The sequence below is a fragment of the Rouxiella sp. S1S-2 genome, from assembly GCF_009208105.1.
Lineage (GTDB): Bacteria > Pseudomonadota > Gammaproteobacteria > Enterobacterales > Enterobacteriaceae > Rouxiella.
Genome location: NZ_WFKL01000001.1, coordinates 3,801,824 through 3,823,760 on the forward strand (window position 1 = coordinate 3,801,824; position 21,937 = coordinate 3,823,760).

The 21,937-nt window shown below is 50.2% G+C and carries 24 protein-coding genes; 11 read left to right on the forward strand and 13 right to left on the reverse strand.

What is annotated here, in order from left to right; all coding sequences use genetic code 11:
• The first annotated feature begins 28 nt into the window (after nt 1-28).
• Together GA565_RS17415 and mdtG are read left to right on the forward strand one after the other, a co-directional pair.
• The gene (locus GA565_RS17415) at nt 29-463 is read left to right on the forward strand and encodes a DoxX family protein (RefSeq protein ID WP_152199674.1); all 435 of its coding nucleotides are present in this window, start codon (nt 29-31) and stop codon (nt 461-463) included.
• Nucleotides 464-699: 236 nt separating this feature from the next.
• Nucleotides 700-1,938, forward strand: a complete 1,239-nt coding sequence (gene mdtG, locus GA565_RS17420) for a multidrug efflux MFS transporter MdtG (RefSeq protein ID WP_152201592.1) — start codon at nt 700-702, stop codon at nt 1,936-1,938.
• Nucleotides 1,939-1,977: 39 nt separating this feature from the next.
• On the opposite strand, the gene GA565_RS17425 is transcribed toward mdtG, so the two are convergent.
• Complete coding sequence (locus tag GA565_RS17425; protein ID WP_152199676.1) at nt 1,978-2,370, reverse strand: hypothetical protein; 393 nt, start codon at nt 2,368-2,370, stop codon at nt 1,978-1,980.
• Nucleotides 2,371-2,553: 183 nt separating this feature from the next.
• Here GA565_RS17425 and GA565_RS17430 point away from each other — a divergent pair, with 183 nt between their 5' ends.
• Together GA565_RS17430 and GA565_RS17435 are read left to right on the forward strand one after the other, a co-directional pair.
• The gene (locus tag GA565_RS17430; protein ID WP_152199677.1) at nt 2,554-3,345 is read left to right on the forward strand and encodes an ornithine carbamoyltransferase; all 792 of its coding nucleotides are present in this window, start codon (nt 2,554-2,556) and stop codon (nt 3,343-3,345) included.
• A gap of 120 nt (nt 3,346-3,465) precedes the next feature.
• Nucleotides 3,466-3,867 carry a MysB family protein gene (locus tag GA565_RS17435; RefSeq protein ID WP_152199679.1) on the forward strand — a complete coding sequence of 134 codons (402 nt, stop codon included), beginning with the start codon at nt 3,466-3,468 and terminating at the stop codon, nt 3,865-3,867.
• 31 nt (nt 3,868-3,898) lie between these two features.
• Here GA565_RS17435 and GA565_RS17440 read toward each other — a convergent pair whose 3' ends face one another.
• On the reverse strand, nt 3,899-4,144 hold the full coding sequence (locus tag GA565_RS17440) for a YceK/YidQ family lipoprotein (protein WP_152199681.1): 246 nt from the start codon (nt 4,142-4,144) through the stop codon (nt 3,899-3,901).
• 284 nt (nt 4,145-4,428) lie between these two features.
• Between GA565_RS17440 and opgB the strand changes: the two genes are divergently transcribed.
• The gene (opgB, locus tag GA565_RS17445) at nt 4,429-6,327 is read left to right on the forward strand and encodes a phosphatidylglycerol--membrane-oligosaccharide glycerophosphotransferase (protein ID WP_152199683.1); all 1,899 of its coding nucleotides are present in this window, start codon (nt 4,429-4,431) and stop codon (nt 6,325-6,327) included.
• 111 nt (nt 6,328-6,438) lie between these two features.
• Here the strand turns inward: opgB and mdoH are convergent, their stop codons facing one another.
• Nucleotides 6,439-9,024 (reverse strand): glucans biosynthesis glucosyltransferase MdoH, encoded by a 2,586-nt coding sequence (gene mdoH / locus GA565_RS17450; protein ID WP_152199684.1) that lies wholly within the window; start codon nt 9,022-9,024, stop codon nt 6,439-6,441.
• A complete protein-coding gene (locus GA565_RS17455; protein WP_152199686.1) occupies nt 9,017-10,552 on the reverse strand; it encodes a glucan biosynthesis protein G in 1,536 nt (511 codons plus the stop codon). Before GA565_RS17455 ends, mdoH begins: the two co-directional genes overlap by 8 nt.
• A 321-nt stretch (nt 10,553-10,873) precedes the next feature.
• Between GA565_RS17455 and mdoC the strand changes: the two genes are divergently transcribed.
• A complete protein-coding gene (gene mdoC / locus GA565_RS17460; RefSeq protein WP_152199688.1) occupies nt 10,874-12,064 on the forward strand; it encodes a glucans biosynthesis protein MdoC in 1,191 nt (396 codons plus the stop codon).
• A 95-nt stretch (nt 12,065-12,159) separates the two neighbouring features.
• Here mdoC and GA565_RS17465 read toward each other — a convergent pair whose 3' ends face one another.
• Together GA565_RS17465 and GA565_RS17470 are read right to left on the reverse strand one after the other, a co-directional pair.
• Nucleotides 12,160-13,188, reverse strand: a complete 1,029-nt coding sequence (locus GA565_RS17465) for an HlyD family secretion protein (RefSeq protein ID WP_152199690.1) — start codon at nt 13,186-13,188, stop codon at nt 12,160-12,162.
• Nucleotides 13,189-13,245: 57 nt separating this feature from the next.
• Nucleotides 13,246-14,859 (reverse strand): MFS transporter, encoded by a 1,614-nt coding sequence (locus GA565_RS17470; protein ID WP_152199691.1) that lies wholly within the window; start codon nt 14,857-14,859, stop codon nt 13,246-13,248.
• A 175-nt stretch (nt 14,860-15,034) separates the two neighbouring features.
• On the opposite strand from GA565_RS17470, the gene GA565_RS17475 reads away from it, so the two are divergent.
• Together GA565_RS17475 and GA565_RS17480 are read left to right on the forward strand one after the other, a co-directional pair.
• Nucleotides 15,035-15,814: an IclR family transcriptional regulator gene (locus GA565_RS17475; protein ID WP_152199693.1), complete on the forward strand. Its 780-nt coding sequence runs from the start codon at nt 15,035-15,037 to the stop codon at nt 15,812-15,814.
• 35 nt (nt 15,815-15,849) lie between these two features.
• Nucleotides 15,850-16,296 (forward strand): universal stress protein, encoded by a 447-nt coding sequence (locus GA565_RS17480; protein ID WP_152199695.1) that lies wholly within the window; start codon nt 15,850-15,852, stop codon nt 16,294-16,296.
• A gap of 129 nt (nt 16,297-16,425) precedes the next feature.
• On the opposite strand, the gene GA565_RS17485 is transcribed toward GA565_RS17480, so the two are convergent.
• Nucleotides 16,426-16,758 carry a DUF2502 domain-containing protein gene (locus GA565_RS17485; RefSeq protein WP_152199696.1) on the reverse strand — a complete coding sequence of 111 codons (333 nt, stop codon included), beginning with the start codon at nt 16,756-16,758 and terminating at the stop codon, nt 16,426-16,428.
• 329 nt (nt 16,759-17,087) lie between these two features.
• Nucleotides 17,088-17,219 (reverse strand): hypothetical protein, encoded by a 132-nt coding sequence (locus GA565_RS24890; protein ID WP_255474458.1) that lies wholly within the window; start codon nt 17,217-17,219, stop codon nt 17,088-17,090.
• A gap of 242 nt (nt 17,220-17,461) precedes the next feature.
• Here GA565_RS24890 and GA565_RS17490 point away from each other — a divergent pair, with 242 nt between their 5' ends.
• Nucleotides 17,462-17,674, forward strand: a complete 213-nt coding sequence (locus GA565_RS17490) for a YccJ family protein (RefSeq protein ID WP_055783008.1) — start codon at nt 17,462-17,464, stop codon at nt 17,672-17,674.
• Nucleotides 17,675-17,728: 54 nt separating this feature from the next.
• Here GA565_RS17490 and GA565_RS17495 read toward each other — a convergent pair whose 3' ends face one another.
• The 3 genes from GA565_RS17495 to GA565_RS17505 all read right to left on the reverse strand — a co-directional run bounded on the left by GA565_RS17495 (nt 17,729) and on the right by GA565_RS17505 (nt 18,979).
• Entirely contained in the window at nt 17,729-17,989 is a 261-nt protein-coding gene (locus GA565_RS17495) for a hypothetical protein (protein WP_152199698.1), read from the reverse strand.
• A 53-nt stretch (nt 17,990-18,042) separates the two neighbouring features.
• Nucleotides 18,043-18,321 carry a hypothetical protein gene (locus GA565_RS17500; RefSeq protein ID WP_152199699.1) on the reverse strand — a complete coding sequence of 93 codons (279 nt, stop codon included), beginning with the start codon at nt 18,319-18,321 and terminating at the stop codon, nt 18,043-18,045.
• A 154-nt stretch (nt 18,322-18,475) separates the two neighbouring features.
• Nucleotides 18,476-18,979, reverse strand: coding sequence for a YlaC family protein (locus GA565_RS17505; RefSeq protein WP_152199701.1), 504 nt, complete (start codon nt 18,977-18,979; stop codon nt 18,476-18,478).
• Between the two features lie 166 nt (nt 18,980-19,145).
• On the opposite strand from GA565_RS17505, the gene GA565_RS17510 reads away from it, so the two are divergent.
• Nucleotides 19,146-19,616 (forward strand): GyrI-like domain-containing protein, encoded by a 471-nt coding sequence (locus GA565_RS17510; RefSeq protein ID WP_226951045.1) that lies wholly within the window; start codon nt 19,146-19,148, stop codon nt 19,614-19,616.
• A gap of 116 nt (nt 19,617-19,732) precedes the next feature.
• Here GA565_RS17510 and deoR read toward each other — a convergent pair whose 3' ends face one another.
• Together deoR and GA565_RS17520 are read right to left on the reverse strand one after the other, a co-directional pair.
• On the reverse strand, nt 19,733-20,500 hold the full coding sequence (gene deoR / locus GA565_RS17515) for a DNA-binding transcriptional repressor DeoR (RefSeq protein ID WP_152199704.1): 768 nt from the start codon (nt 20,498-20,500) through the stop codon (nt 19,733-19,735).
• 69 nt (nt 20,501-20,569) lie between these two features.
• On the reverse strand, nt 20,570-21,229 hold the full coding sequence (locus tag GA565_RS17520) for a metallophosphoesterase (RefSeq protein WP_152201593.1): 660 nt from the start codon (nt 21,227-21,229) through the stop codon (nt 20,570-20,572).
• Nucleotides 21,230-21,465: 236 nt separating this feature from the next.
• Here GA565_RS17520 and GA565_RS17525 point away from each other — a divergent pair, with 236 nt between their 5' ends.
• Entirely contained in the window at nt 21,466-21,738 is a 273-nt protein-coding gene (locus GA565_RS17525; RefSeq protein ID WP_055782993.1) for a hypothetical protein, read from the forward strand.
• Nucleotides 21,739-21,937: the final 199 nt, after the last annotated feature.

Below are 21,937 nucleotides of genomic sequence, written 5' to 3' on the forward strand. Positions count from 1 at the left end.
GCGTTAATTATCCTAAAAGGACCTCACCATGTTGGCTAAATTGAATACCTGTTTTACCCGTATCACCGATCACCCCGATCTGGGTAAGCTCCTGTTACGCCTGACGTTTGGTATCCTTATTTTATTCCACGGCGTGGCTAAAATGGAAAACGGCGTAGGCTGGATTGCGAAAATGCTTGAAGGTCACGGCCTGCCAGGCTTTATTGCCTATGGCGCTTACATCGGGGAAGTGATTGCTCCCGTATTGATTATTTTGGGTATTTTCACCCGTCCTGCCGCGCTGGTCATGTCAATCAATTTAGTGGTAGCGACCCTGCTGGTGGTTGGCGGTAAATTCTTTACCATCAACGAAGTAGGCGCATGGGGACTCGAAGGCGAAGCGATGTATTTCTTCGGCGGTCTTACCATCATGTTACTGGGCAGCGGCCGTTACTCCGTGGTCAGCAACCCGGCTCTGCGTTAAGCCATTCCGTCAGGCGATTACCGTTAATCGCCTGATTTTTAACCTTCTTTAATGGCTATACCCTTTATCCTGCCTTTCACCTCCCTGCTCAACATCTTTTTTAATTTTCCGTAATAAGTTCTTAACATTATTGAACTGCGTAATTATTCGGCGCATAATTATCGAGCTAAATCATTATTACTGCGCTCTGTTTTGCCCTCTTCGCAGAGTAAATGGACCTCACTCACTGGTATTTTATGACCTCGGCACCTGCATCGGACCAAGCACCAGAACCCATTAATTGGAAACGTAATCTTTTCGTTGTCTGGATCGGCTGTTTTCTGACCGGCGCAGCATTTAGCCTCATCATGCCCTTTCTTCCCCTGTATATAGAAAAACTCGGCGTGACGGGTCACGAATCACTCAATATGTGGTCGGGCTTGGTATTTAGTATCACCTTTCTGTTTTCTGCTATTGCTTCGCCTTTCTGGGGAGGATTAGCCGATCGTAAAGGTCGAAAAATTATGCTGCTGCGGTCGGCTCTCGGCATGGCCATCGTGATGGCGCTAATGGGCATGGCGAATAATATCTGGCAATTTCTCGTGCTGCGCGCGCTGCTCGGACTGCTCGGTGGTTTTGTCCCCAACGCCAATGCGCTTATCGCCACGCAAATACCGCGCAACAAGAGCGGTTGGGCGCTGGGCACGCTTTCTACCGGGGCAGTAAGCGGTGCGCTTATTGGTCCACTGGTTGGCGGCATACTGGCCGACAGCTACGGGCTGCGGCCGGTATTCTTTATTACCGCTGCCGTGCTCTTTACCTGTTTTTTGATGACTCTCTATCTTGTTCGCGAACAGTTTGTGCCGGTGAATAAGAAGGATATGCTCAACCGCAAGCAAGTTTTCGCCTCGCTGAAAGACCCCAAATTGGTACTTTGTCTGTTTATTACCACGATGATCATTCAGGTAGCAACCGGCTCGATTGCGCCAATTTTGACCCTTTACGTTCGCGAACTGGCGGGAAATACCCAAAACCTGGCGTTTATAAGCGGCATGATTGCCTCGGTGCCCGGCGTGGCGGCGCTATTAAGCGCGCCGCGGCTAGGTAAACTGGGCGACAAAATTGGCCCCGAACGTATTCTCGTCGCCATGTTGGCACTTTCTGTGCTGCTGCTGATCCCCATGGCATTTGTACAGAGTCCGCTGCAGCTGGGCATCCTCAGGTTCCTGCTTGGTGCAACGGACGGTGCGCTTTTACCCGCGGTGCAAACGCTGCTCATTTATAATTGTACTAATCAGGTGGCAGGACGCGTGTTCAGCTATAACCAATCTTTCCGCGACGTGGGAAACGTTACTGGGCCGCTACTGGGCGCGTCTGTTTCGGCGGGATATGGTTTCCGGGCGGTATTTTGCGTGACGGCCTGCGTGGTGCTGTTCAACGCGTGCTATTCCTACTGGAGTTTACAACGCCGCCCCAGTCAGGCAATGGTTGAATAAAATCAACGGAAGCCCCTGAACCGGCGCTGAATCTCAATCCTACTTGCCGTTTTCCGACTGGGGACCTCGAGGACCGTGGTGTGAGAAGTCAGGTACCTCAACCACCGAAACACGCACTTCATAGTGCTTACCTGCTGTCGCCGCCGGAATAACGCCGTTGAGTTTTTGCAGCGTATCCGTTGGGTTATCGCTAGCGACAGAGGCGCAGAACAGCTCTCTGGCGTGACAGAAACCGTGCATCGGCGGTGGCATCATTCCCATAGGCGGGAACGGCGGTCGACCTTCTCCGTGAAACGGCATCTCTTCCTGCGGCTGATTCGCAGGCTCAGCCTGTGGGGCTTTGTTTGTACTCTCGGCGGCGTAACTGCCGACGCTGATAAGCGCCGCAATACCACAAAGCGGCAATAAAATAGTGCGGGTAGACATTTTCATAGCAACGACCTTTTCAAAAGAGTTCCCGCTTACTGTGAGCCAAGAAATTCGTTGAATAAACCGCGTTTGCCAAACCTTTACCCTAATGATTCATCACCTTTGCAAAGCTGAATTTTCATTGACAAAATTGGCCAATAAAATAGCGTAATAGCCAAGTAAAAATCCAGAACCCGAGGTGAATCGATGAGTATTATTACGCTGAATGACCTTCAGCCCGCCGATATTCTTGCCATATGGCAGAGAGTCGAAAGTCCAATAGCCCCCTTATGGGGAAGAGTTGGCTGGTCATTTGAAGGCAACGGCATTCGGACTCGAACCACCTTTATTCAGGCATTTAATGCGCTCGGCCTGTCTTTCATCGAGCTGCCCAATCTTTTAAAAACGGCGGAGCGCGCTGAAGATTTGGCCGGGTATCTAGACCCTTTTTATGACCTCTACGTCGTGCGCGAATCCAACCATGAAAAACTCGCCACCTTTGCTGCGTGTTCCTCGAAACCGGTCATTAATGCCATGTCGAGCCAGGGTCATCCCTGCGAAGTATTGACCGACGCCTTTTTTATCAACAAGACGCTCGGCCCGATTAAACAAGTGCGTATCTGTCTCTGGGGGCCTACGACCAATGTTTTTAAATCATGGCATGAGCTGGCGCCGCTGTTGGGCTTAGACCTCACTCACGTCTGTGATGAGGCGTTTCACACTCAAACTCCCGGCGTGAAATTTACCACGAAAGCCGATTTCAACACTGACGTGGTCATCACAGACGGTTGGCCAACTGCGTGTCAATCGGCATATCCTTTGACTTTGGCTATCCTGCAGGCGCTCGACAATCCATTGTTGTTGCCAACTCCGCCTTTCACCGTGGGACAAGAGCTCGATTTTGACCCACTGTTGTATACCAACTTTGCCGGTTACCATCAAAAGGCTTGGCTGCTGCCAGTGCAAAAAGCGGTTATCGCACACCTTTTAACCGCTTGAACGCTGCTGTTTGCAGTGGGGTAATGCGATTTATAAATTTTTACGCCTAAAAATTTTTCATCGCCAAATCTTCAACTATCCTTTCCTTAAAAACACCGTAATCTGTGCAAAGGAGGAAATATGTCACTGTATGCAACGCTCGAAGAGGCTATAGACGCGGCACGCGAAGAGTTTCTGGAGAAAATTGCCGACACTTCAGATGAGGAATCCCCTGCGGTCGATCAGTTCAACTTGCAGAAATATGTCATGCAGGATGGCGATACTATGTGGGAGGCCGAGTTTTCCGCTGAGTCAGGCGAAGAAACAGAAGGCCTGAGTTTTCTGAGTGGCGAAGCGGCGCAGGCTATTTTTGACGATGACTTTGACAAGCAGGAACTGCTTGAAGAGTGGCAGCCTGAAAATACGCTGTATGAGTGGGATGAGGGTGAATACCAGCTTGAGCCTCCACTTGACACCGAGGAAGGCGCAGCTGCCGCCGAAGAATGGGACGATGAAGATGAATTCCCGGGACGTGAGGAATAAACCACGCCGTCAGGCAACTCACGCCTGACTCTTACTCGTACGGTCCGTGGCGGGCGTCAATAGGCAGCATAAAGGTATCGACAATCATCGATAGTGGCACATCGATAACGGTAACATAGCGCCACGGCCCGTCACGTAAGTCCCACTGAACGCCAGGATAATACTGGTTACCGTGCCCTTGGCCGGGCATGGTGCGACTGATTATACTGCCGCAACCCGAAAGCGCGATCACTGCAACCGCCAACCCGCCCCACCTCAAAAACCAACCTTTATCCACACCCAAAACCTCATCAAATAACCTTAATCTTCTATTAAGTTTATCACAGTAGGCTGTGCGCTCCGCGTTAAGCAAACGTAAAGCATTCGCCGTTACCCTCCACGTTTTCACAATTTCGCCGCTATAAAGTGCTAACGCATCATTCTGTATATGAATAGTTTATGAAAATTATATTAAAATGTAACGGCAGAGTATTATTGAATAAAATCAAACAATAAAAAAATAAGATGATTTTTATCAATACGTTACTATCAATCCGCTCATAAGTCATACAAGGAAAGTAAATGGCCCTGGAATTAATTTCGGTATTGTTCTTCATTGCATCCGTCGCCCTTTGTGCATTAAAGGCAAAACGAAACTCATTTTGGATTTCTCTAACACTGGTGCTTTCGGCGCTTTTCCTGCTGTTGAGCGCAATTTGGGTGGCCAGTAATTATTTTACTGGCGAAGGCGTGAACGACGAGGTGTTGTTTACCGTCACCAACAGCCTCACGGGCGCAGGCGTTGATAAATATGTGTTGCCTGCCGTTGGGCTATTTGGTTTTATCTTACTGATTTTTGGACTGCTGTCCTGGCTAATATTAAGCAATAAAAATACTGCCAGAAAAACGACTTACAACTATACTGCCCTGCTGTTTTCGCTGCTGGCCATTGGTACATCGCCGGCTACCGCTCAGCTTTTCAAGCTAACAACCTCGCAGTATGGTGATGACAAGTCAGATTTTTCAGAGAATTATAAAGATGCAATTAAGTCCATTAATGGCAGCAAGCCCAATCTGATTTATATCTTTGGTGAGAGTCTTGAACGCACCTATTTCGACAACGACGTTTTTCCTGACCTGACCCCCGAGCTTGGCGCAATCAAACAGGAGTCGATAGACTTCAGTAATACGATTCAGATCCCCGGTGCGGAAAATACTGTCTCAGGTATGGTTTCGGCGCTGTGCGGCATTCCGCTATTTGCGCCCTTCGACAGCAATGCCTCCAGCTCGCTGTCCACGTTTTACCCAAGAAGCATTTGTCTGGGCGATGTGTTAAAAGCCTCCGGCTACACTAACTATTTCTATCAGGGCGCGAATCTGGCCTTCGCCGGTAAAGAACTGCTTTTGTCTACCCATGGCATTGACCATCTTTATGGCTATCAAGAGCTTAAGCCTTTCGTTAAAGACCCGAACTACAAAAATGAGTGGGGCTGGTATGACGACACCACGCTGGACTTCGTCTACGACAAGTTTGAGGCGTTGTCTAAAGCTGGCAAGCCATTCTCGATTTTTGCCTTGACCGTTGATACGCATCATCCAGACGGTTACATCGATGCGACCTGCAAGAGAAATAACTATTTATATAACAACAAAAGCAACCAGTCTCTGAGCGCGGTAGCCTGCAGCCAGGAGCAGGTGGCGAAACTGATTAACAAGATTAAGGCCTCGCCGTACTTCAAGAATACGGTGATCGTAGTTTCATCAGACCATTTGGCGATGAATAATACCGCCTACTCGATCCTCACTAAACAGAACAGAAGAGACTTGTTCTTTGTGCTGCGCGGTGACGGAGAAAATAATCAGGTCATCGACCAGAAACGCACCACGCTCGACAATGGGGCCACGGTGCTGGATATTTTGGGCGGCGACAACTTCATTGGGCTAGGTCGCAGCAGCCTGACCAGCGAGTCTCTTGCCAACAACTATCGCGATATACGCAAGCACACGCTGCGTTGGAAGCCGGCCATCATCAAGATGTGGGACTTTCCAAAAACTATTACCGACTATGTGCTGCACACAGACAGCAAAATACTGACGTTTTCCGGTGTGTCGTTCAAGTTTCCGCTCATATTGCGGGTGAATGACGGAAGGATAGACCCGCTGTTTGACGTATATATGTCCGATCCCCTGGAAAAACAGCTATCAACGCTGGCCCCCGACGAGAAGTTTGTCTGGGTAGATAGCTGTAAAAAAATGGGTAATATCTGGGATGCCGCGCTGAAGGACGTCAATAATGTGTGTATCGCCACCGGAAGCCTCACCACCAAACCGCAGATTGTTGAGGCCGATCGAGACCTTTACCGCGGCAAGGTCGTCTTCGACGGACTGCAAAAACTGGATGACGACGCCTATCACACTACCGTTGAAAAACTAAGTGCGGCAAAACCCATCAACGTTAACGATGTCAGTTCGGTTAACTAAGTTATTTTCACTCAGCAAAAAAACAAAACGGGCAGTCTGCATCACGCAAACTGCCCGTTTTTTTAAGTCATTCGCCGCTAAGGGCCTTTGACCTATTTATTCTCATTCCGATTAGGCCGGTTTCACTTCCAAGGTTTGCGTCTCGGGGAAGGCCTCGGCATTACGCGGCAACTCTGCGTAATACGCTTTCCACTGCTGCAAGTCTGGCTGTGTCCACACCGCTGAGTGCAGGCGCGCCATAATAACCGGATCGCTTAGCAACACCAGACGATCCGCTTTACCGAGGTTTTTCGGTCCGCTCTGCAGCGCTTTTTCAAGCAGTTGCTGGCGTCCGTTTTCAACACTTTGACGCAGCAGGTGACGCGAGGTCGCCATGCCGGTAGCCAAGGCGTTAAAGGTCGGGTTAACCACGGCGTGCATAAAGCCGTTTTTCAGCATGCGTTCGCGGTTTAGCTTCAGATATTCTTCTGTCGCCACCAGCTCGCGCGGCGGATCGTACTCTTCAGGTATCAGGAACAGTTTTGCCGCTTTGCTCTTTATACCCAAGGTCGCACGGCTTGAAAGCACAGAGACGATCGGCGAAAGGATCAGAGAGAAGACGATAGGCCCTAACCACCACAGGAAGCGCAGGTCAAGCCACGCCATGCCGCTGGCCCAAACCAGACCCAGCGCCAACTGTGAACCGTGTCGCTTGAATGCTTCACCCCAAGGGGTATCGTCATCGTCACGCTGCGGTGAGTTCCAGACCACTTCCCAACCGAGAAACGCACTGACCACAAACACGGTGTGGAACAACATGCGCACCGGCGCCAGCAGCACGGAGAACAGCATCTCGAGCAGCATTGACAGCAGCAGACGTACCGCACCACCATACTGCTTCGCGCCCTTGGCCCAAATCAATACGATACTGAGTAATTTAGGCAAGAACAGCAGCACCATAGTGGTCGAGAACAACGCAATCGCCAGCTCGGGACGCCACTGCGGCCAAACTGGGAACAGTTGCCGCGGCTGCAGGAAGTACTGCGGCTCCATCAGTGTATGCACCACCTGAAGCGCGGTTGAAAGCGCCAAGAACATAAACCACAGCGGGGCCGACAGGTAAGACATTACGCCCGTCAGGAACACGGCGCGGTGAACCGGGTGCATACCCTTAACCAGGAACAGACGGAAGTTCATCAGGTTACCGTGACACCAGCGGCGGTCGCGTTTCAGCTCATCAAGCAGGTTCGGCGGCAGCTCTTCGTAGCTTCCCGGCAGATCATAGGCAATCCAGACGCCCCACCCTGCACGACGCATCAGCGCGGCTTCAACAAAGTCATGAGACAGAATCGAGCCGGCAAATGAACCTTCACCCGGAAGCGGAGCCAGCGCACAGTGCTCAATGAACGGCTTAACACGAATAATGGCGTTATGGCCCCAGTAGTGCGATTCGCCCAACTGCCAGAAGTGCAGACCTGCGGTAAACAAGGGTCCATAAACACGGGTAGCGAACTGCTGGCAGCGCGCATAAAGCGTGTCCATGCCCGACGCTTTAGGCGCAGACTGGATAATACCGGCATTCGGATTGGCATCCATAAGTCGCGCCAGACCAGTAAGGCACTCTCCGCTCATCACGCTGTCGGCGTCGAGAATAACCATATAGGCATATTCCCCACCCCAGCGGCGACACCAGTCATCGATATTGCCACTTTTACGTTTTACGCGACGGCGACGGCGGCGATAGAAGATGCGGCCGTGACCGTCTACGTCGCGGCACACTTCCATCCAGGCTTTCTGCTCGGCCACACAGATATCCGGGTCGTAGCTGTCGCTCAACACGTAGATATCAAACTGGTCGAGGTCACCGGTGGCTTTCACAGATTCATAAGTCGCACGCAGACCGGCAAATACCCGCTCAACGTCTTCATTACAAATCGGCATAATCAGCGCGGTACGGTTGTTCGGATTCAGCTTCTCAGTGCCCGTGGTTGAAGCGGTAATACTGTATTTATCACGCCCAATCATCAACTGCAGGAAGCCCATCAGCGCAGTCCAGAAACCGGCCGACACCCAACAGAACAGAATGGCGAACAGCACCAGTATGCCGGTCTGCAAGACGTAAGGCAGCAGTTGCAATACGGACTGCAAGAAGTCCTGATTCAGCATGTCGGACGGGTCGATCAACGCCCAGCCCTGATAAGGCAGAATGGTTTTCATATACCAGGTGGCGATCGCTGTTTGAATCAGCATCAGCGCCAATAGGATATAACGACGAATAGAGCCTGCTGCACGCCATCTCTTCTCTGACTCGGGCATTTGAGAAGAGGTGTAACGGCGGGCGATCGCGGTGCGTCCCATCAGTGAGTCCCAGAAGCGACCTACCGGGTTGGTACGCCATACCTCAGGGAACATGCTGGAGCGCTTAACGGGCGGCATCGCTTTCACGATGGTGCGGCCTTCATTATCAACGTCTGACAATGTGCCGTGCTCGTCGGCGTCTGGCCAACCTTCGCGAATACGCTCTTTCACCGAAACCAGCGGAGCCTCGGCGTCAGCCTGTTCAATTGGCGCAGCAAAATCACCGCCAAGGCGGTGATGCAGTGACGTAAAAGCCAACTCCTCAGCAGCCGGAAGCTGCTGAGTAAGTTCCCCTTTCCGAGACTCGGTCAGGGGGAGTGCCTCTACGTACTCTTGAGTAGAATGCGTTGTTTTATTCATTGGCAGGTAACTGATTGCTCCAGGTTTCGCTCAGAGTTTTGTCGCCATTGACCAAAGCAGCACGCATTTCAACCGGCTTCTTCGGATCTTTTACTTTCAGGCGCAGCGTTAAACGCCAGCCTTTGGTAACAGGATTATAGCGGACATTATTTTCAAGCAGATCGGCGTTATCACCCATGCTGACTTGAGACGCTACCGGAGTATCAGGCTTAAGCGACTTCAGGGCAGGCCCAACGAAATCGACCACGTAAGCCACGCTGCCGTCCTGTTCACGAACCAGGTTAGACTGTTTCACATCACCGGCGGAACGCATGGTTTGAGAAACCCATGAAGAGTCAGGTGAATGCAGCTTGTCTTCATCGCGCGTGAAGTGCAGGCGGTAGTTGATATCAATAGGCGTACCGGCAGCGGGAAGTTGGTCCGGCGTCCAGAAGGCGACGATGTTGTCGTTGGTTTCGTCAGCGGTCGGGATCTCCACCAGCTCTACTTTACCTTTACCCCAATCGCCTTTCGGTTCTACCCAGGCACTTGGGCGCAGATCGTAACGATCGTCAAGATCTTCATATTCAGAGAAGTTGCGGCCACGCTGCAGCAGACCAAAGCCTTTCGGGTTTTCCATGGTGAACTGGCTAACCGACAGGTGTTTTGGATTATTCAACGGACGCCAGATCCACTCACCGTTACCGGCGTGGATAGACAGGCCGTCGGAATCATGCAGCGACGGACGGTAGTTCATGACCGGCGAAGGCTGATTTGGACCAAACAGGAACATACTGGTCAACGGGGCCAGTCCCAGCTTGCCGACTTTATCGCGCAGGAACACTTTAGCCTGAATATCGACAGTCGCTTCTTTGCCAGGGAATACGTCAAGACGGTAGGCACCGGTCGCACGCGGGGAATCGAGCAGCGCATAAATGACCAGATGTTTCTCATCTGGATTTGGGCGTTCAATCCAGAATTCGCGGAAGCGAGGGAATTCCTCACCGGAGGAAAGTGCAGTATCGATAGCCAAACCACGGGCAGACAGGCCATAAACCTGACCTTTACCGATCAAACGGAAATAGCTTGCACCCAGCACGCTCATGATTTCATCATCTTTATCGGCTTTATTGATTGGATAAAGAACTTTGAAACCGGCGAAACCCAGGTTTTTAACCGTGTCGGCATCGTGCTTGACGTTACCGAAATTAAAATAGTCCGGGCTGTACTTGATCTCTTTAACGCTGTTGGCGGTCACTTCATTAATTTTGACCGGCGTGTCGAAATACATACCCTGGTGGTAGAACTCAAGTTTGAAAGGCGTGTTCAGATTATTCCAATACGCTTTATCGTGATTGAATTGTATTTGTTGATAGTCCGCAAACTTCATGTCGCGGAATTGAGATGGCAGGTTACTCTTTGGTGCTTCATAACCTTTATCAGCCAGCGCTTTAGCCTGCTTGGCAACATCATCAATGGAAAAAGCCCAGGCAGATGAAGTGAACAAGGTCATCAACACTGCGGCACTCAGCAAACGGACTTTAGTCATATCTGGCCCTTTGGAAAAATTTTTACCCGGCACGTCCCCTCCTTTAAATGCGCTCAACTCATTAGTCCATTTTAAGGAATAGTCAGAAATCCGACAAGATGAGAGGTGTATGGATCATCACATTGATGAACCGTTTAAGCACATAGTTAAACAAGGATATCAATTCGGCGAAAGTCCCGCTATGGAAAGTTGTCTGAGTCTGCAGTAGACAAGCGGCCCACAGCAACAGAGGCTTTACAAAAAGCAGACATTTCTTAACAGTGCCAATTTTGATTTTAAAGTAAACTAGATTTAATGAAGATTTAACTAAAATGAATCGATATGAAACCACAAAGTCAACCAAGAGAGTTTTTTTTGGACTCTATTCGAGCATACCTCATGTTGCTCGGTATTCCATTTCATATATCGTTGATATATTCCAGCCATATCTGGACGGTAAACAGCATCACGCCGTCTGATGGACTGACTATATTCAACGATACTATTCATGCCTTTCGCATGCAGGTTTTCTTTGTTATTTCAGGTTACTTCTCCTATATGCTCTATGAGCGTTACGAGAGCCGCAAGTGGCTCAGGGTGCGCCTGGAGCGTGTTGCTATCCCGCTGGCCGCGGCCTTTCCACTGATCACCGTACCTCAGCTGCTCTTTTTGGCTTACTTCACCAACAGCTTCTCTAACTGGGGTTCGCTGGACTTTTACCAAAAAATAAATATTACCGTGTGGGAGTTAGTTTCACACCTGTGGTTCTTATTAACGCTGGTAATATTAACCGCTGTCTCTTTCTATTTATTCCGCGCAATTAAAGAGAATAAGAATAGTCGGATTTTAAAAGTGATTCAAAACGCAGATTCGCTGGGAAAAATCTCAATATTATTTTTATTTTTCGGATTGATTTACGCCGCATTTAACCGAACTGTGTATCTTTTTGCACCACAGCTGTTGGGAAATGGCGCATTTAACTTCGTGGTGATGCAAACTTTATTTTATCTGCCGTTTTTCCTTATTGGTGCCTGTACATTTAAGTTTGCCAGTTTGAAGAGCATTTTTCTGAAGCCTTCAGTGCCGGCCTGCGCGATTAGCATCTTGCTGTTTGCTGCTTACATGATTAACCAGCATATTAATACGCCACAGCTCTACTCGATGGAGATAGATGCCATCATTACCAGCCTGCTGGGCATTCTGATGGTTAACGTGGTGTTTTCATTCAGCCACTATGTGCTTAACTTTCAGTCGCCGTTTGTCACCTATCTGGTCAATGCGTCACTGTTTGTCTACCTCATTCACCACCCATTAACGCTGATTTATGGCGCATTTATCACGCCACTGATCAAAAGTGACTGGGTAGGCTTCTGGCTGGGGCTGGTGTTTGTATTTGGTATCGCCTTCTTCCTTTATGAGGTGCATAAACGCATTCCTCTGCTGCGCTTCCTGTTCTCGGGGAAATGGCAGTTTATGAAGAAAGAGAGCGGGGAAGAGTCTGCGGCGGGTAAAAGGCCTGAACTCGGCCAGTAGGCGGCATTAAAACGAATGCTAAATGGCGTTCTGCGTGACAGGAAGTCGTTAACCTGTCACGCAGTATCACACTCTCTTATAAGAGATGATAAATATCACGGCGTGATAATCGTCGGCACGACCGACATCCCTACCCTCAGTCGAGATAAATCTTTTTGCCCCGCATCCAGTAAAATTTTTACCGCCAGTCTCTGCGTGACCTTCGTGTAATTCCCGGTGGCATTATCAGGCGTAATCGGTGAAAAAGTGACGCCGGTTGCCGGTGCAATACTGTCTACCCTCCCCCTGAACGTAACGCCCGGCAGCGCGTCAACTTTTATCGTCACTGACTGATTTGGCTGCACGTGAGCGAGTTGAGTTTCTAAATAATTGGCCAGCACGTAGGCCTTTTCTACCGGCACCAGCGCGAGCACGCGAGTGCCTGCGCTCACGTACGCCCCCACGCGCAGCGAGCGTACACCCACTACGCCGTCAATCGGTGCCTTGATTTCTGTATAAGACAAGTTCAGTTTGGCCTGCTGCAACGCGGTGGTCGCCGAGTCAATCGCCGCCTTCGACTGCGACTGCTCAGCTTTCAACACGTCGAGCTGCTTTTCTGCCGCCTGAACCGCAGCCATGTCACTCTGCTGAGCCGCCAGCTTTTGGCGATAATTAGCATCGGAATCATCACGCTGGTCTAACGATGTCGAACCGTCAACCGCCAAACGTTTATATCGTTCAGCACTTTGACGCGCATACACCAGCCCTGCGGCGTCGGCGGCGACCACAGCACGAGCCTGTTCGATAGTCGGCTGCTGTTTGGCAACCTGCGCCACTAAACTTTGCATCTGCGCCTGCGCGGTTTCCACTGCCGCACTGGCGGTTTGCACCGCGTTCAGGTAGTCACGGTCGTCGATTTTAGCCAACAGCTGCCCTGCCTTAACCTGCTGATTATCCTGAACCAGTACGTCTTGGATGGTGCCTGAAATACGCGGGGCTACCAGCGTTGAATCGGCAGAAATCACCGCATCATCGGTGGTAGGCGCTGTGTCACTGGTAAGCAAATACACGCCCAGAATGACCAGCAACAGGATAATGACCGCAACCAGCAGCCATACCGGACGAAATGAGGATTTAATGGACATAATACTTTTCTCTCGATTGTTCTTATTAATAGTCGGTGCAGGCAGTCGGTGTGTTGTTTAATCAGCTTTTTTTATCAGCGTATGCGGCGGATAAGTCCGTTTAGGCAACAGTGCGGTAAGCAACGCCAAGGCAAGGGCAACGTTTATTAGCAGTAAATAAGTATCCGAAAGTCCCAGCACCGTAGCCTGTCGTTTAACCAATGATGAAAATGCGCTTAACACTTCACTCGAAATGGCAGAGCCGTTGGGATTGAGCGGCGCAAGATAGGTGCCGTCCCCGTCATAGGGCTGAGAAAGCAGCGAGCTCACGCTTCCCGCATGGTTGAGCAATACGCTGGAGTGGAACTGTTCGCGTTGACTGGAAAATTCGCCCACGACGGTGCTGCCGATTACGCTCCCTAATCCGCGCACAGTGTTGAACATTGCCGAAGCAAACGGTCCTTCGGGCGGCTGAACCACGCTGGTCGCGCCCATCAGCACCGGTAATATCGCCATTGGTTGTCCAAACGCCTGCATAATTTGCAGCCAATAGAAGTTTTCCCGCGACCAGTCCTCGGTGATATGACTGCTGAAATAGCAGGAGCCGCCCACCAGCCCAAGACCCATTAACAGCACCCAGCGGCTATCTATCCAACGCAGGTTCAACATGGCAGCAACCAGCGGGGCCAACAAAAGTTGAGGTAAACCGATGGTCAGCGCTAACGGCCCCACCTCGGCCGCACGAAATCCGTGCACGCTTTCCATGTAGCTTGAAGGCAGTGCCGAGCCGGAAAGCAGCAGAACCATCAGACCGCCCAAGGTCAGCAAACCATGGCTTAAATTGGCACGTTTGAGCATCTGCAATTTAAAAAGCGGCAACGGATGCGACCATTCGTTAACAAGAAACACCAGCAGCAGGCCAAGAGAGGAAAGCAGCATCAGCACAATTAACGGCGAGTGGAGCCAATCAAGTCGCTGTCCCTGCTGCAGTGTTAATACCAACAGCGCAATGCCGCTGCTGCCGGTCAACATGCCAACTGTATCCATCTGTTTGAAGCGCTCGAAACGCAACGGGTCTTGGGGGATCCCGTAACCTATCATCATCGCCGCGGCTAAACACGGCGGGATAACCTGCCAAAAGACCCACTGCCAGCCGACGACGTCAGTCCAAAATGACGCCAGGGTAATGGCCACGTTTGGGCCAAAGGTGGCGGTTAGCGCATAAGCGCTCAGGCCATAAAGTTTGTAAGTCGGCGGTAAAAATCGCAGTGCGGCAGTCATCAGCAAGGGCGGCAACGCTCCGCCAAAAATGCCCTGCACCACGCGAAGCGCGATAAATACCGAAATATTAGGAGAGTAAGGCAATACCGCGGCGATCAGCGAAAAACCCAATGCCACGCCGATGGCAAAACGACGCAGTGAAAAAGTCATGGCAAACCAGGGCGCGAGCATCATGGCCGCAACTTCTGCCGCCTGATAGGCACCAATCACCCAACTGCCGGGGTCACTGCTGATATTTAACGCCCCGCGAACGTCAGCCAGCGCAATATCGGTCACGCGATCGTTTAGGCCGGAACAGAGAGAGGCAAAAAGAATACCGATTAATCCGACGATCAGCCGCAGATTAAAAGGCTGCGGCACGGGCATCGCGGGGCCGCCTGCGGGGCTGACCGGTATTGATGGCTGGTTCATTGAGTTACTCTTATTTTAATGGTGCAATGCACCACGATACGGTACACCTGCGGATACTATAATACGGTGCAGTGTATTGCAATGTGATTAATGATTGTTTTTCGCGCGCCGCACCATTACATTGAGCGGGTATTAATAAGACGAGGAAGGGAAAAACCATGGATAAATCAACGTTATGAATATTGACAGCTCGGCAGAGGAAGAACGCAGTGGCGGAATTCAGGTTATCTCGCGGGCGGCGGCGATCCTCAACACCTTAGGCCGCCATCCCGAGGGACTCAGCCTGGGAGCCATCGCCAATGAAGTTCAGCTGCCTCGCTCTACGGTGCAGCGCATCGTTGCCGCACTGGCAGAGGAAGGTTTCGTGCGGGCAGAAGGCGCCGGGGGGGTTCGCCTCGGACCCATGCTGCTCCGGTTGGTGTCAACTATACACAGTGACGTTATCGCCATTGCCTCGCCTTATCTGCAACAACTTTGCAATGAAACCGAAGAAACCGTTGCACTGGGCAGAGCGAGTGGCAGACAAATCAGCAATATTCATCACATCGTTGCCGAACGCGAGCTGCGTGTGGTGCCGAAGCTCGGTCTGAATCTGCCCATTTATAGCACCTCGGCCGGACGCGCCCTGCTTTCACTGCAGAGCGATTCAGAAATCCGCCATCTGGTCGGCGATACGCTTGAACCCGCGACAGAAAATACCGTTAAAGATATTAATGCGCTGTTGGTGAAGATTGCACAGGTTCGACAAGACGGGATCTCAATAGAAAGTGGTGAAACTGTACTCGGGATCTCGTCAATGGCGGCGGCGGTAGATACCATTCTTGGTCACTACTCCATTTCAGTTTTAATGCCAACAGAACGACGCGCCGTGAAACAGCAGGCCGTCACTGAGGCCATTTTGCGCTGTAAAGAGTCGCTAAGTGGTGAAATCGGTAAACTGGGTGGCGCACAGTAAACCCTGCAATCTCCTCAGACAAGAAGGAAAGCCGCATGTTTGATGTCATTCTGGTGGCCGTTGATGGCTCCCCACAAACACCGCAGGTAGTAGCCCTGGCCAGTCAGGTCGCTCAGCACGGCACACCGAAAGTGTACGTCACCTGCTGTATTGATGAAGCCTATGCGTTAGCCAATGAAAAAGAGCAACCCGGCGATATTCTCGACTATCCGGCCGCGGCTGCAGAACAGGATACCGCCACGGCGGTGGTTGAAAATGCGTTGCGGCAGTTGGCTCAGGCAGGTGTGGTTGCACAGGGAAATTTGGTGGTTGGCGCGGCGGGAGATACGTTAATTGCAGAGGCGCAGGCCAAGCAGGCATCCGTCATAGTGATGGGTCATCGTCAATTAACGGCTTTCGGCCGGATATTTAAAGGGTCTATAAGTGCAGAAGTGGTGGCGGGTGCGCCTTGCCCGGTTTTAATTGAAGTGCGCGGTAACTAAAAAACCGTTAATTAGAAAGTACAGAATTGACGTTAGGGATGCCTTGCATAGCCAGCGCCAACCCTGTACTTAAAATCTTTGCTTCTTTAACAACACACGACCCTTTAAGGGGACGTAACCCGTTAGCTTTTACCAGCGTCCCGGAGGCGGACCCTCACGCCATCTTCCCGGTGGCGGACCTTCATGCCAGCGCGGCGGGCCTTCACGCCAGTAGTAACCCGGCGGCGGTGGCGGCGGAGCAGGCTCATAATAAACCCAGCGACCGCGGTCACGACGATGATGACTCCACCAACCCGGTGGGCGCCAATCGCCGCCGTCCCAATAGTAACCACGGCGGTCGCGGTCACCGATGTTCATTGAGAAGCCAGGCATGTTAACACCCACCGACACATCTGCATGTGCTACCGACGGCAAACCTGAAAAGGCCGACATGACTGCGAGCACCAGAAATATTTTTTTCATTTTACACTCCAGGATCTGTCCGATCTGATGTGGCTACGTTACCCCTGGCTATCTTGCTGTTCTATAGGAATTTATCCCATTTACTCACGCCTCACGATTTCCTCACAGTTGCGTCAAAGCGGTTACAATTATCAATAATTCGTAAGACTATGGTGCCAAAGCCAAAATTAACAGGCTGCTTAATATGTTGATTATTTTACCGCCTCATTTTCGGTTCTTGCCAGGTAAAAGAAAGCGCTTGAGATTCGTAAATGAGGCGATTCAGGCAATAAAAAAACCGCCGAAGCGGTTCTTTTTTACTGATGTGCACCGTGGTTAACGGTAATGACTCAGATTTTGCAGCTTTCACACTCAGCTTCATCGGTCAGAATTTCCGGTACGGCAGCCGCTTTCTCTGCCGCTTTTTCTTCGGCAGTTTCCAGCGCAGCATCTATATCGAAATCAAAAATATCGTCACTCATTCTCTTCACCTTTTCAAACACAGCGTGTTTTTGATAATTCCCCCCAGCCCGCGGTCTACAAGCAGGGGTTCCCAGCATTCTGGGAGTATAAACGACAGCGCACAGCAGGTACCATTATTCTGTGCTGTGAAAGGAAAGCCGGAGCGAAATCCAATCCAGTTGCTCAAGCTTTAGACCAGTGAATTTGCGTCTCTGCGTTCCAGCAACCATAGTTAAGGGAAGCCAAAACAAAGGAGATAGAAATGACAAGTTCAAATATTAAAGCTTGGGCAAACACCCGCGAGACCTCTCATGAGATTGCTGAGGCTATTTTCGAACTGGCTAAAAATGACGAGGTTCTGGCCCAAAAAATCTGGGAGGAAGGCAACGACGAGGTGTTACCCGTTGCTTTCGCTAAAACGAAAGAGGACTACCTGTTTTGGGGCGAAGAAAAAATAGACCGTAAAAACGTCTGATAAGCCCTATTAAAGGCCGACTGTGACCGACTAGCCCTGGAAGTCTTCCGGGGCTCAGCTATCGAATCCAAACCCCATCTGATGAGCCCACTCAAACACTTGCTCTTTATAGACAAAACGGGGTTCACATACGCCCGGTTGGCTCGGCGTCTGTATCATGACGGCAATGCATGGATAAGCAACAGGACGGGCATCGAAGATAAAATCATCGATTTCCTGTTCGGCGAAATCAGAGGACTCCCCTACCGCCGTAGCCTGAAAGATTTCCTGTATAATCCAGTTTCGGTACTCAAATTCATTATTCAGAAATTTCATATTTCGCTCCTGAAACGACTCATACGCATTGCCTGCTGCAGCAGACTTCGCGATTAAACGTGCAAACTCTCATCACCACCACAGCAGGAACAAACCTCAACGCGGGAAACCGACATACTGGCCTCGCCGTCACATTCCCACTCTACCCGCAAAGGCTGCCCATTATCATCAGTTGCCTGAATGAATCTGTCATACCCTACTGCCTGGCCTTGCATAGTCTCGACCAGAAGGAGTTTATCGCCAGCATAAATGCGTGCCGTTGCCTGGGCATCCTGCTTCTCGCCCGCAACCCAAATATGTAAGTGATGAATAGAAAGTTTGATACGTTCCACAACGGCTCCTGGAGGTTGCAAAGTGAATTTTATCATCTCTTTGCGTACTTTTCATTGCATAGTACATAACCAACAGTTTATCAGAGCCGCAGTGGAAGAGTCACAGCGTGAACAAAACTTGTTGCACTTTTATCAGATAATCATCAGAAAAAAATCAGGCAATTTGTGCAGTACTGCCAGCTCTCACCGGTGATTCATAACGGCGAGCCAAGTCGTAAACATCATAAAAATCAATACTACCTTTATGCTCAACGATACTTTTAACGTGCGTTTTAAACCTGTTATCCACGGCGCCACTGCTGAGCAGCGTTGACACGGCATCGGCTGAAATTTCACGACTGAAAAACCATTCGCCGTTGTAACAGACTCGCAGATCCAATACGCCAATATCTTCGTAACGGTAGGTTGGCTTGATTTCCAGGAGCAGCATTGCCGCCATAAACAGCAAAAATGCGGTGAAGCCTGCAAACCAGCCAAGGCCCATATAAGGTGAAGCGTACATCACGATACCCACGGCAATGTAGCCGACAAGCATCGCAAGACACAGCCAGGGATGGTTAACGAAGAACTCAACGTTGAGTCTCGCCTTGCCGTCTCGGCCCTCTGCACGATTAATGCGTTCGATCTCACTATTCAGAATACTTTTAACGACATCCATTGATAACCTCACTACAGTCAGGACTATACTGCAATTTGATAGGAAGATTTTAACACGCACACTGTTATAGCACGTAGAGCAGTTAACATCTTTTATCAGACCATCTGTTATAGGACGCGCAGTTATCACTTAACTCACTGAAGATGAGGAATGCATCGTGCCGTTTATGATTTTGGAAAAACCTGTAAAAACCGTTGCCAGTTATCGGGTTATCGGTCCCTATGAGACAAGCGTTAAACAAGGATTTGAGAAACTGATGCCGTGGGCTCAAGCACACAAGCTCGGTGATGGACAGTGGTTAACGGTTTTTTGGGATAATCCCAACGCTACCGCTCCAGAAGAGTGTCGTGCAGACTCATCGGTCAGCGTGGCAGAGGGCTTTCAGGTAGACAGCACTGCCGAAGGAATTACGCTGCAAACTCTGCCCGCTGGCACCTATGCTGCGTTCCACACCACCGTCGACGACGATAATTTCGCTCAGGCCTGGAACGATTTCTTTAATGTGCACATCGCCAACAGCGGTTACCGTCCGGACGGCCGAGCCTGCTACGAAGAGTATCTTAACGACGGCCGGCAAACAGGCGTATTTGAAGTCGTGCTTTATCAATCCGTAGAAAAAATTGCCGTTATCCGCTAATTTTATCCCGCGTAGTTTGTAAATTATGCGCCCGATGTTGTCTCATGATCGACTTTCAAGGCAACGGAGGGCGTATTCTCTTATTGAGATCTATTTGTACTCGATAAACCGTATAGTTAATAAATAAGACCAATATGTGATTCTTGGCAATAATCCACGAACGACTTGTCCGGTGCCGTGTCGGTAACCAGCGTGGAAAACTCGCTCAGCGGCGCTATGGAGGCTGGCCTTACTTTTCCAAACTTGCTGCTGTCGACCACCAGAATTTTTTCGCGCGCGCACTGCAGTGCCTGATGCTTCATGAGAAGTTCATCGAAATTAAAGCAGCTGACCCCGTATTCCAGACTCACGCCCGCCGCCGAGATAAAGGCTTTATCCGGTAGCGTATTATTAAGCTCGCTGCTGCTTTTTCCGAAAGGGATGAAAATACTGTTGCTCGCCCGATATTTCCCCCCACACATGATGACCTCACAGTTCGGCTTCTCCTGCAGGGCCAAAAAAGTGTTGAAGGAGTAGCAAATTGCAGTAAAAACTCGCTCATCGGGAATATTTTCAATGATATAGGGCGTTGTCGTTCCGCAGTCAAAAAAGACCAGATCGTCATCATTGACAAGCATCGCCGCCTGTTTCCCAAGATGCCGCTTTTCTACCGTCTGACGCATTTTCTGCTCGCTGACAAAATAGTGCGTCGCGGGGCTGTTTTTCGGGTCGATAACGATGTATCCGCCTAATAATATCAGCGGCGAGGCGGTGCCGTTCAGGTCACGGCGAACGGTCATTTGCGAAACGTCGAGCAGCTGGGCCGCCTCATTAAGGTGGATTTTGTCTGCTTTTTTCAAAGCATGCAGCAGTCGTTGCAGCCGATCTTCTCGCTTATTTTCCATTATCAACTCTCGAGGAGGGTAAAATCCGTATCGGAATGCATGCCGATGATACTTACTAAGCGGATAATATCATTGAATTTGTAACAGGGTCAGCCTGCCGTCAAAAACAGCGCCGGTATCGATATATAATTGATTGGCGAACTGCTGAACATTTTCTACCGGCGTGTGGCCAAAGAAAAAACGTTGAGCGCCATCTATAGGCTGAATATTACCTGCCTTCGAATCCTCAAGACGCTGTCGACTCCAGATAACCTCATAGGCATCAACCGCTTGACCGCAACTGTAATGACTCAACGGATAATCAGCGTGTGCAATCACCACTTGGCCTTCATGGGTGTCAATTTCAATAATGTGCGGCAATTCATCGGCCTGGGCAATCAATTCTCTCGCCAGCGCTTCATCCGCCGGTGCAAGTTTATAAAACCAGTCACCGCCGTTTCTCAACCAACGTTCGACGTTTTGCCCGCGCACGGCGTCAATAGCCATTTGCTCGTGGTTGCCACGCACGCAGGCGAACCACGGTTGGTTGATAAGTGCCAGACAACTCAGGCTGTCTTTGCCCCGGTCAATAAGGTCGCCAACGGAAAGCAGCAAGTCCTCGCTTTCACAAAAATGCTGGGCAGAAAGCGCCTGATTAAGCTGTTGCAAACAGCCGTGAATGTCGCCGACAACAAAAATCCGCCGATACCGGCTGCCGTCAATGCGTTGGTATTTTGCTACATCAGACATCACATTGCCCCATTTCTTGTCTTTAAAGTGCCAAAAACTTGCCAAACGTTTGATCAAAAATGCGCAAAACGGTATCAGGATCACCATTAACAAAGCCGGCAGCAGCAGAAAACTCATAAAAACCCCCTATTAAAGCAGTAAGATCCAATTAGATCGCCTTTTAAACAATTAGCGCTAAGGGGTTGACCGCTTTTTGCGCTATACTACGCGCTGGCCCAAATAAGACCGGAGGTTTTATGAGCTCCATCGCAGTTAACACTCCAGACGAGTGTCCATTATGCCAAAGTACAATCAAGACCAAAACTTCACTCAACCTGACTGAGAAAGTGGTCAACGTAACCTGTACTACCTGCGGACGTTACAGTATTTTCCGCAAAACTATGCAAGAAATTGCTATCGACCGAACTAAGCGCGTTGCCCTGCAAGCCTTTTTCTCGAGTCAACCGAATTACCATTTGCCTTTATCCCTTAAGGCGATCAGTAATCCAGAACCTGCGGGTGATTTTTAACCCTATAAACGCCCTTCGGGGCTGTTTTATCCTCCTCATTTTTATCCGCTCATTCTTTCATTGGCCCTACCACCTTGACAATATTGCGATCTTTCTCACATATTTTAACTGTGAGTTCGCAAAAGACTCTGTATTTTTCCGCAGGTCATTTGCGCGCATAAAGTCATGCTCAGCAATGTGTTAACTCAAACACAGGAGC

Bases quoted from the DNA above. Each gene is read 5' to 3' on its own strand.
- GA565_RS17415 (WP_152199674.1), top strand. From the start codon at position 29: ATGTTGGCTAAATTGAATACCTGTTTTACCCGTATCACCGATCACCCC.
- GA565_RS24890 (WP_255474458.1), bottom strand. From the start codon at position 17,219: ATGAGTGACGATATTTTTGATTTCGATATAGATGCTGCGCTGGAAACT.
- mdtG (WP_152201592.1), top strand. From the start codon at position 700: ATGACCTCGGCACCTGCATCGGACCAAGCACCAGAACCCATTAATTGG.
- GA565_RS17485 (WP_152199696.1), bottom strand. From the start codon at position 16,758: ATGAAAAAAATATTTCTGGTGCTCGCAGTCATGTCGGCCTTTTCAGGT.
- GA565_RS17470 (WP_152199691.1), bottom strand. From the start codon at position 14,859: ATGAACCAGCCATCAATACCGGTCAGCCCCGCAGGCGGCCCCGCGATG.
- GA565_RS17435 (WP_152199679.1), top strand. From the start codon at position 3,466: ATGTCACTGTATGCAACGCTCGAAGAGGCTATAGACGCGGCACGCGAA.
- GA565_RS17505 (WP_152199701.1), bottom strand. From the start codon at position 18,979: ATGGATGTCGTTAAAAGTATTCTGAATAGTGAGATCGAACGCATTAAT.
- opgB (WP_152199683.1), top strand. From the start codon at position 4,429: ATGGCCCTGGAATTAATTTCGGTATTGTTCTTCATTGCATCCGTCGCC.
- GA565_RS17455 (WP_152199686.1), bottom strand. From the start codon at position 10,552: ATGACTAAAGTCCGTTTGCTGAGTGCCGCAGTGTTGATGACCTTGTTC.
- GA565_RS17425 (WP_152199676.1), bottom strand. From the start codon at position 2,370: ATGAAAATGTCTACCCGCACTATTTTATTGCCGCTTTGTGGTATTGCG.
- GA565_RS17465 (WP_152199690.1), bottom strand. From the start codon at position 13,188: ATGTCCATTAAATCCTCATTTCGTCCGGTATGGCTGCTGGTTGCGGTC.
- mdoC (WP_152199688.1), top strand. From the start codon at position 10,874: ATGAAACCACAAAGTCAACCAAGAGAGTTTTTTTTGGACTCTATTCGA.
- GA565_RS17525 (WP_055782993.1), top strand. From the start codon at position 21,466: ATGAGCTCCATCGCAGTTAACACTCCAGACGAGTGTCCATTATGCCAA.
- GA565_RS17495 (WP_152199698.1), bottom strand. From the start codon at position 17,989: ATGAAATTTCTGAATAATGAATTTGAGTACCGAAACTGGATTATACAG.
- GA565_RS17480 (WP_152199695.1), top strand. From the start codon at position 15,850: ATGTTTGATGTCATTCTGGTGGCCGTTGATGGCTCCCCACAAACACCG.
- mdoH (WP_152199684.1), bottom strand. From the start codon at position 9,024: ATGAATAAAACAACGCATTCTACTCAAGAGTACGTAGAGGCACTCCCC.
- GA565_RS17490 (WP_055783008.1), top strand. From the start codon at position 17,462: ATGACAAGTTCAAATATTAAAGCTTGGGCAAACACCCGCGAGACCTCT.
- GA565_RS17520 (WP_152201593.1), bottom strand. From the start codon at position 21,229: ATGTCTGATGTAGCAAAATACCAACGCATTGACGGCAGCCGGTATCGG.
- GA565_RS17510 (WP_226951045.1), top strand. From the start codon at position 19,146: ATGATTTTGGAAAAACCTGTAAAAACCGTTGCCAGTTATCGGGTTATC.
- GA565_RS17475 (WP_152199693.1), top strand. From the start codon at position 15,035: ATGAATATTGACAGCTCGGCAGAGGAAGAACGCAGTGGCGGAATTCAG.
- GA565_RS17430 (WP_152199677.1), top strand. From the start codon at position 2,554: ATGAGTATTATTACGCTGAATGACCTTCAGCCCGCCGATATTCTTGCC.
- deoR (WP_152199704.1), bottom strand. From the start codon at position 20,500: ATGGAAAATAAGCGAGAAGATCGGCTGCAACGACTGCTGCATGCTTTG.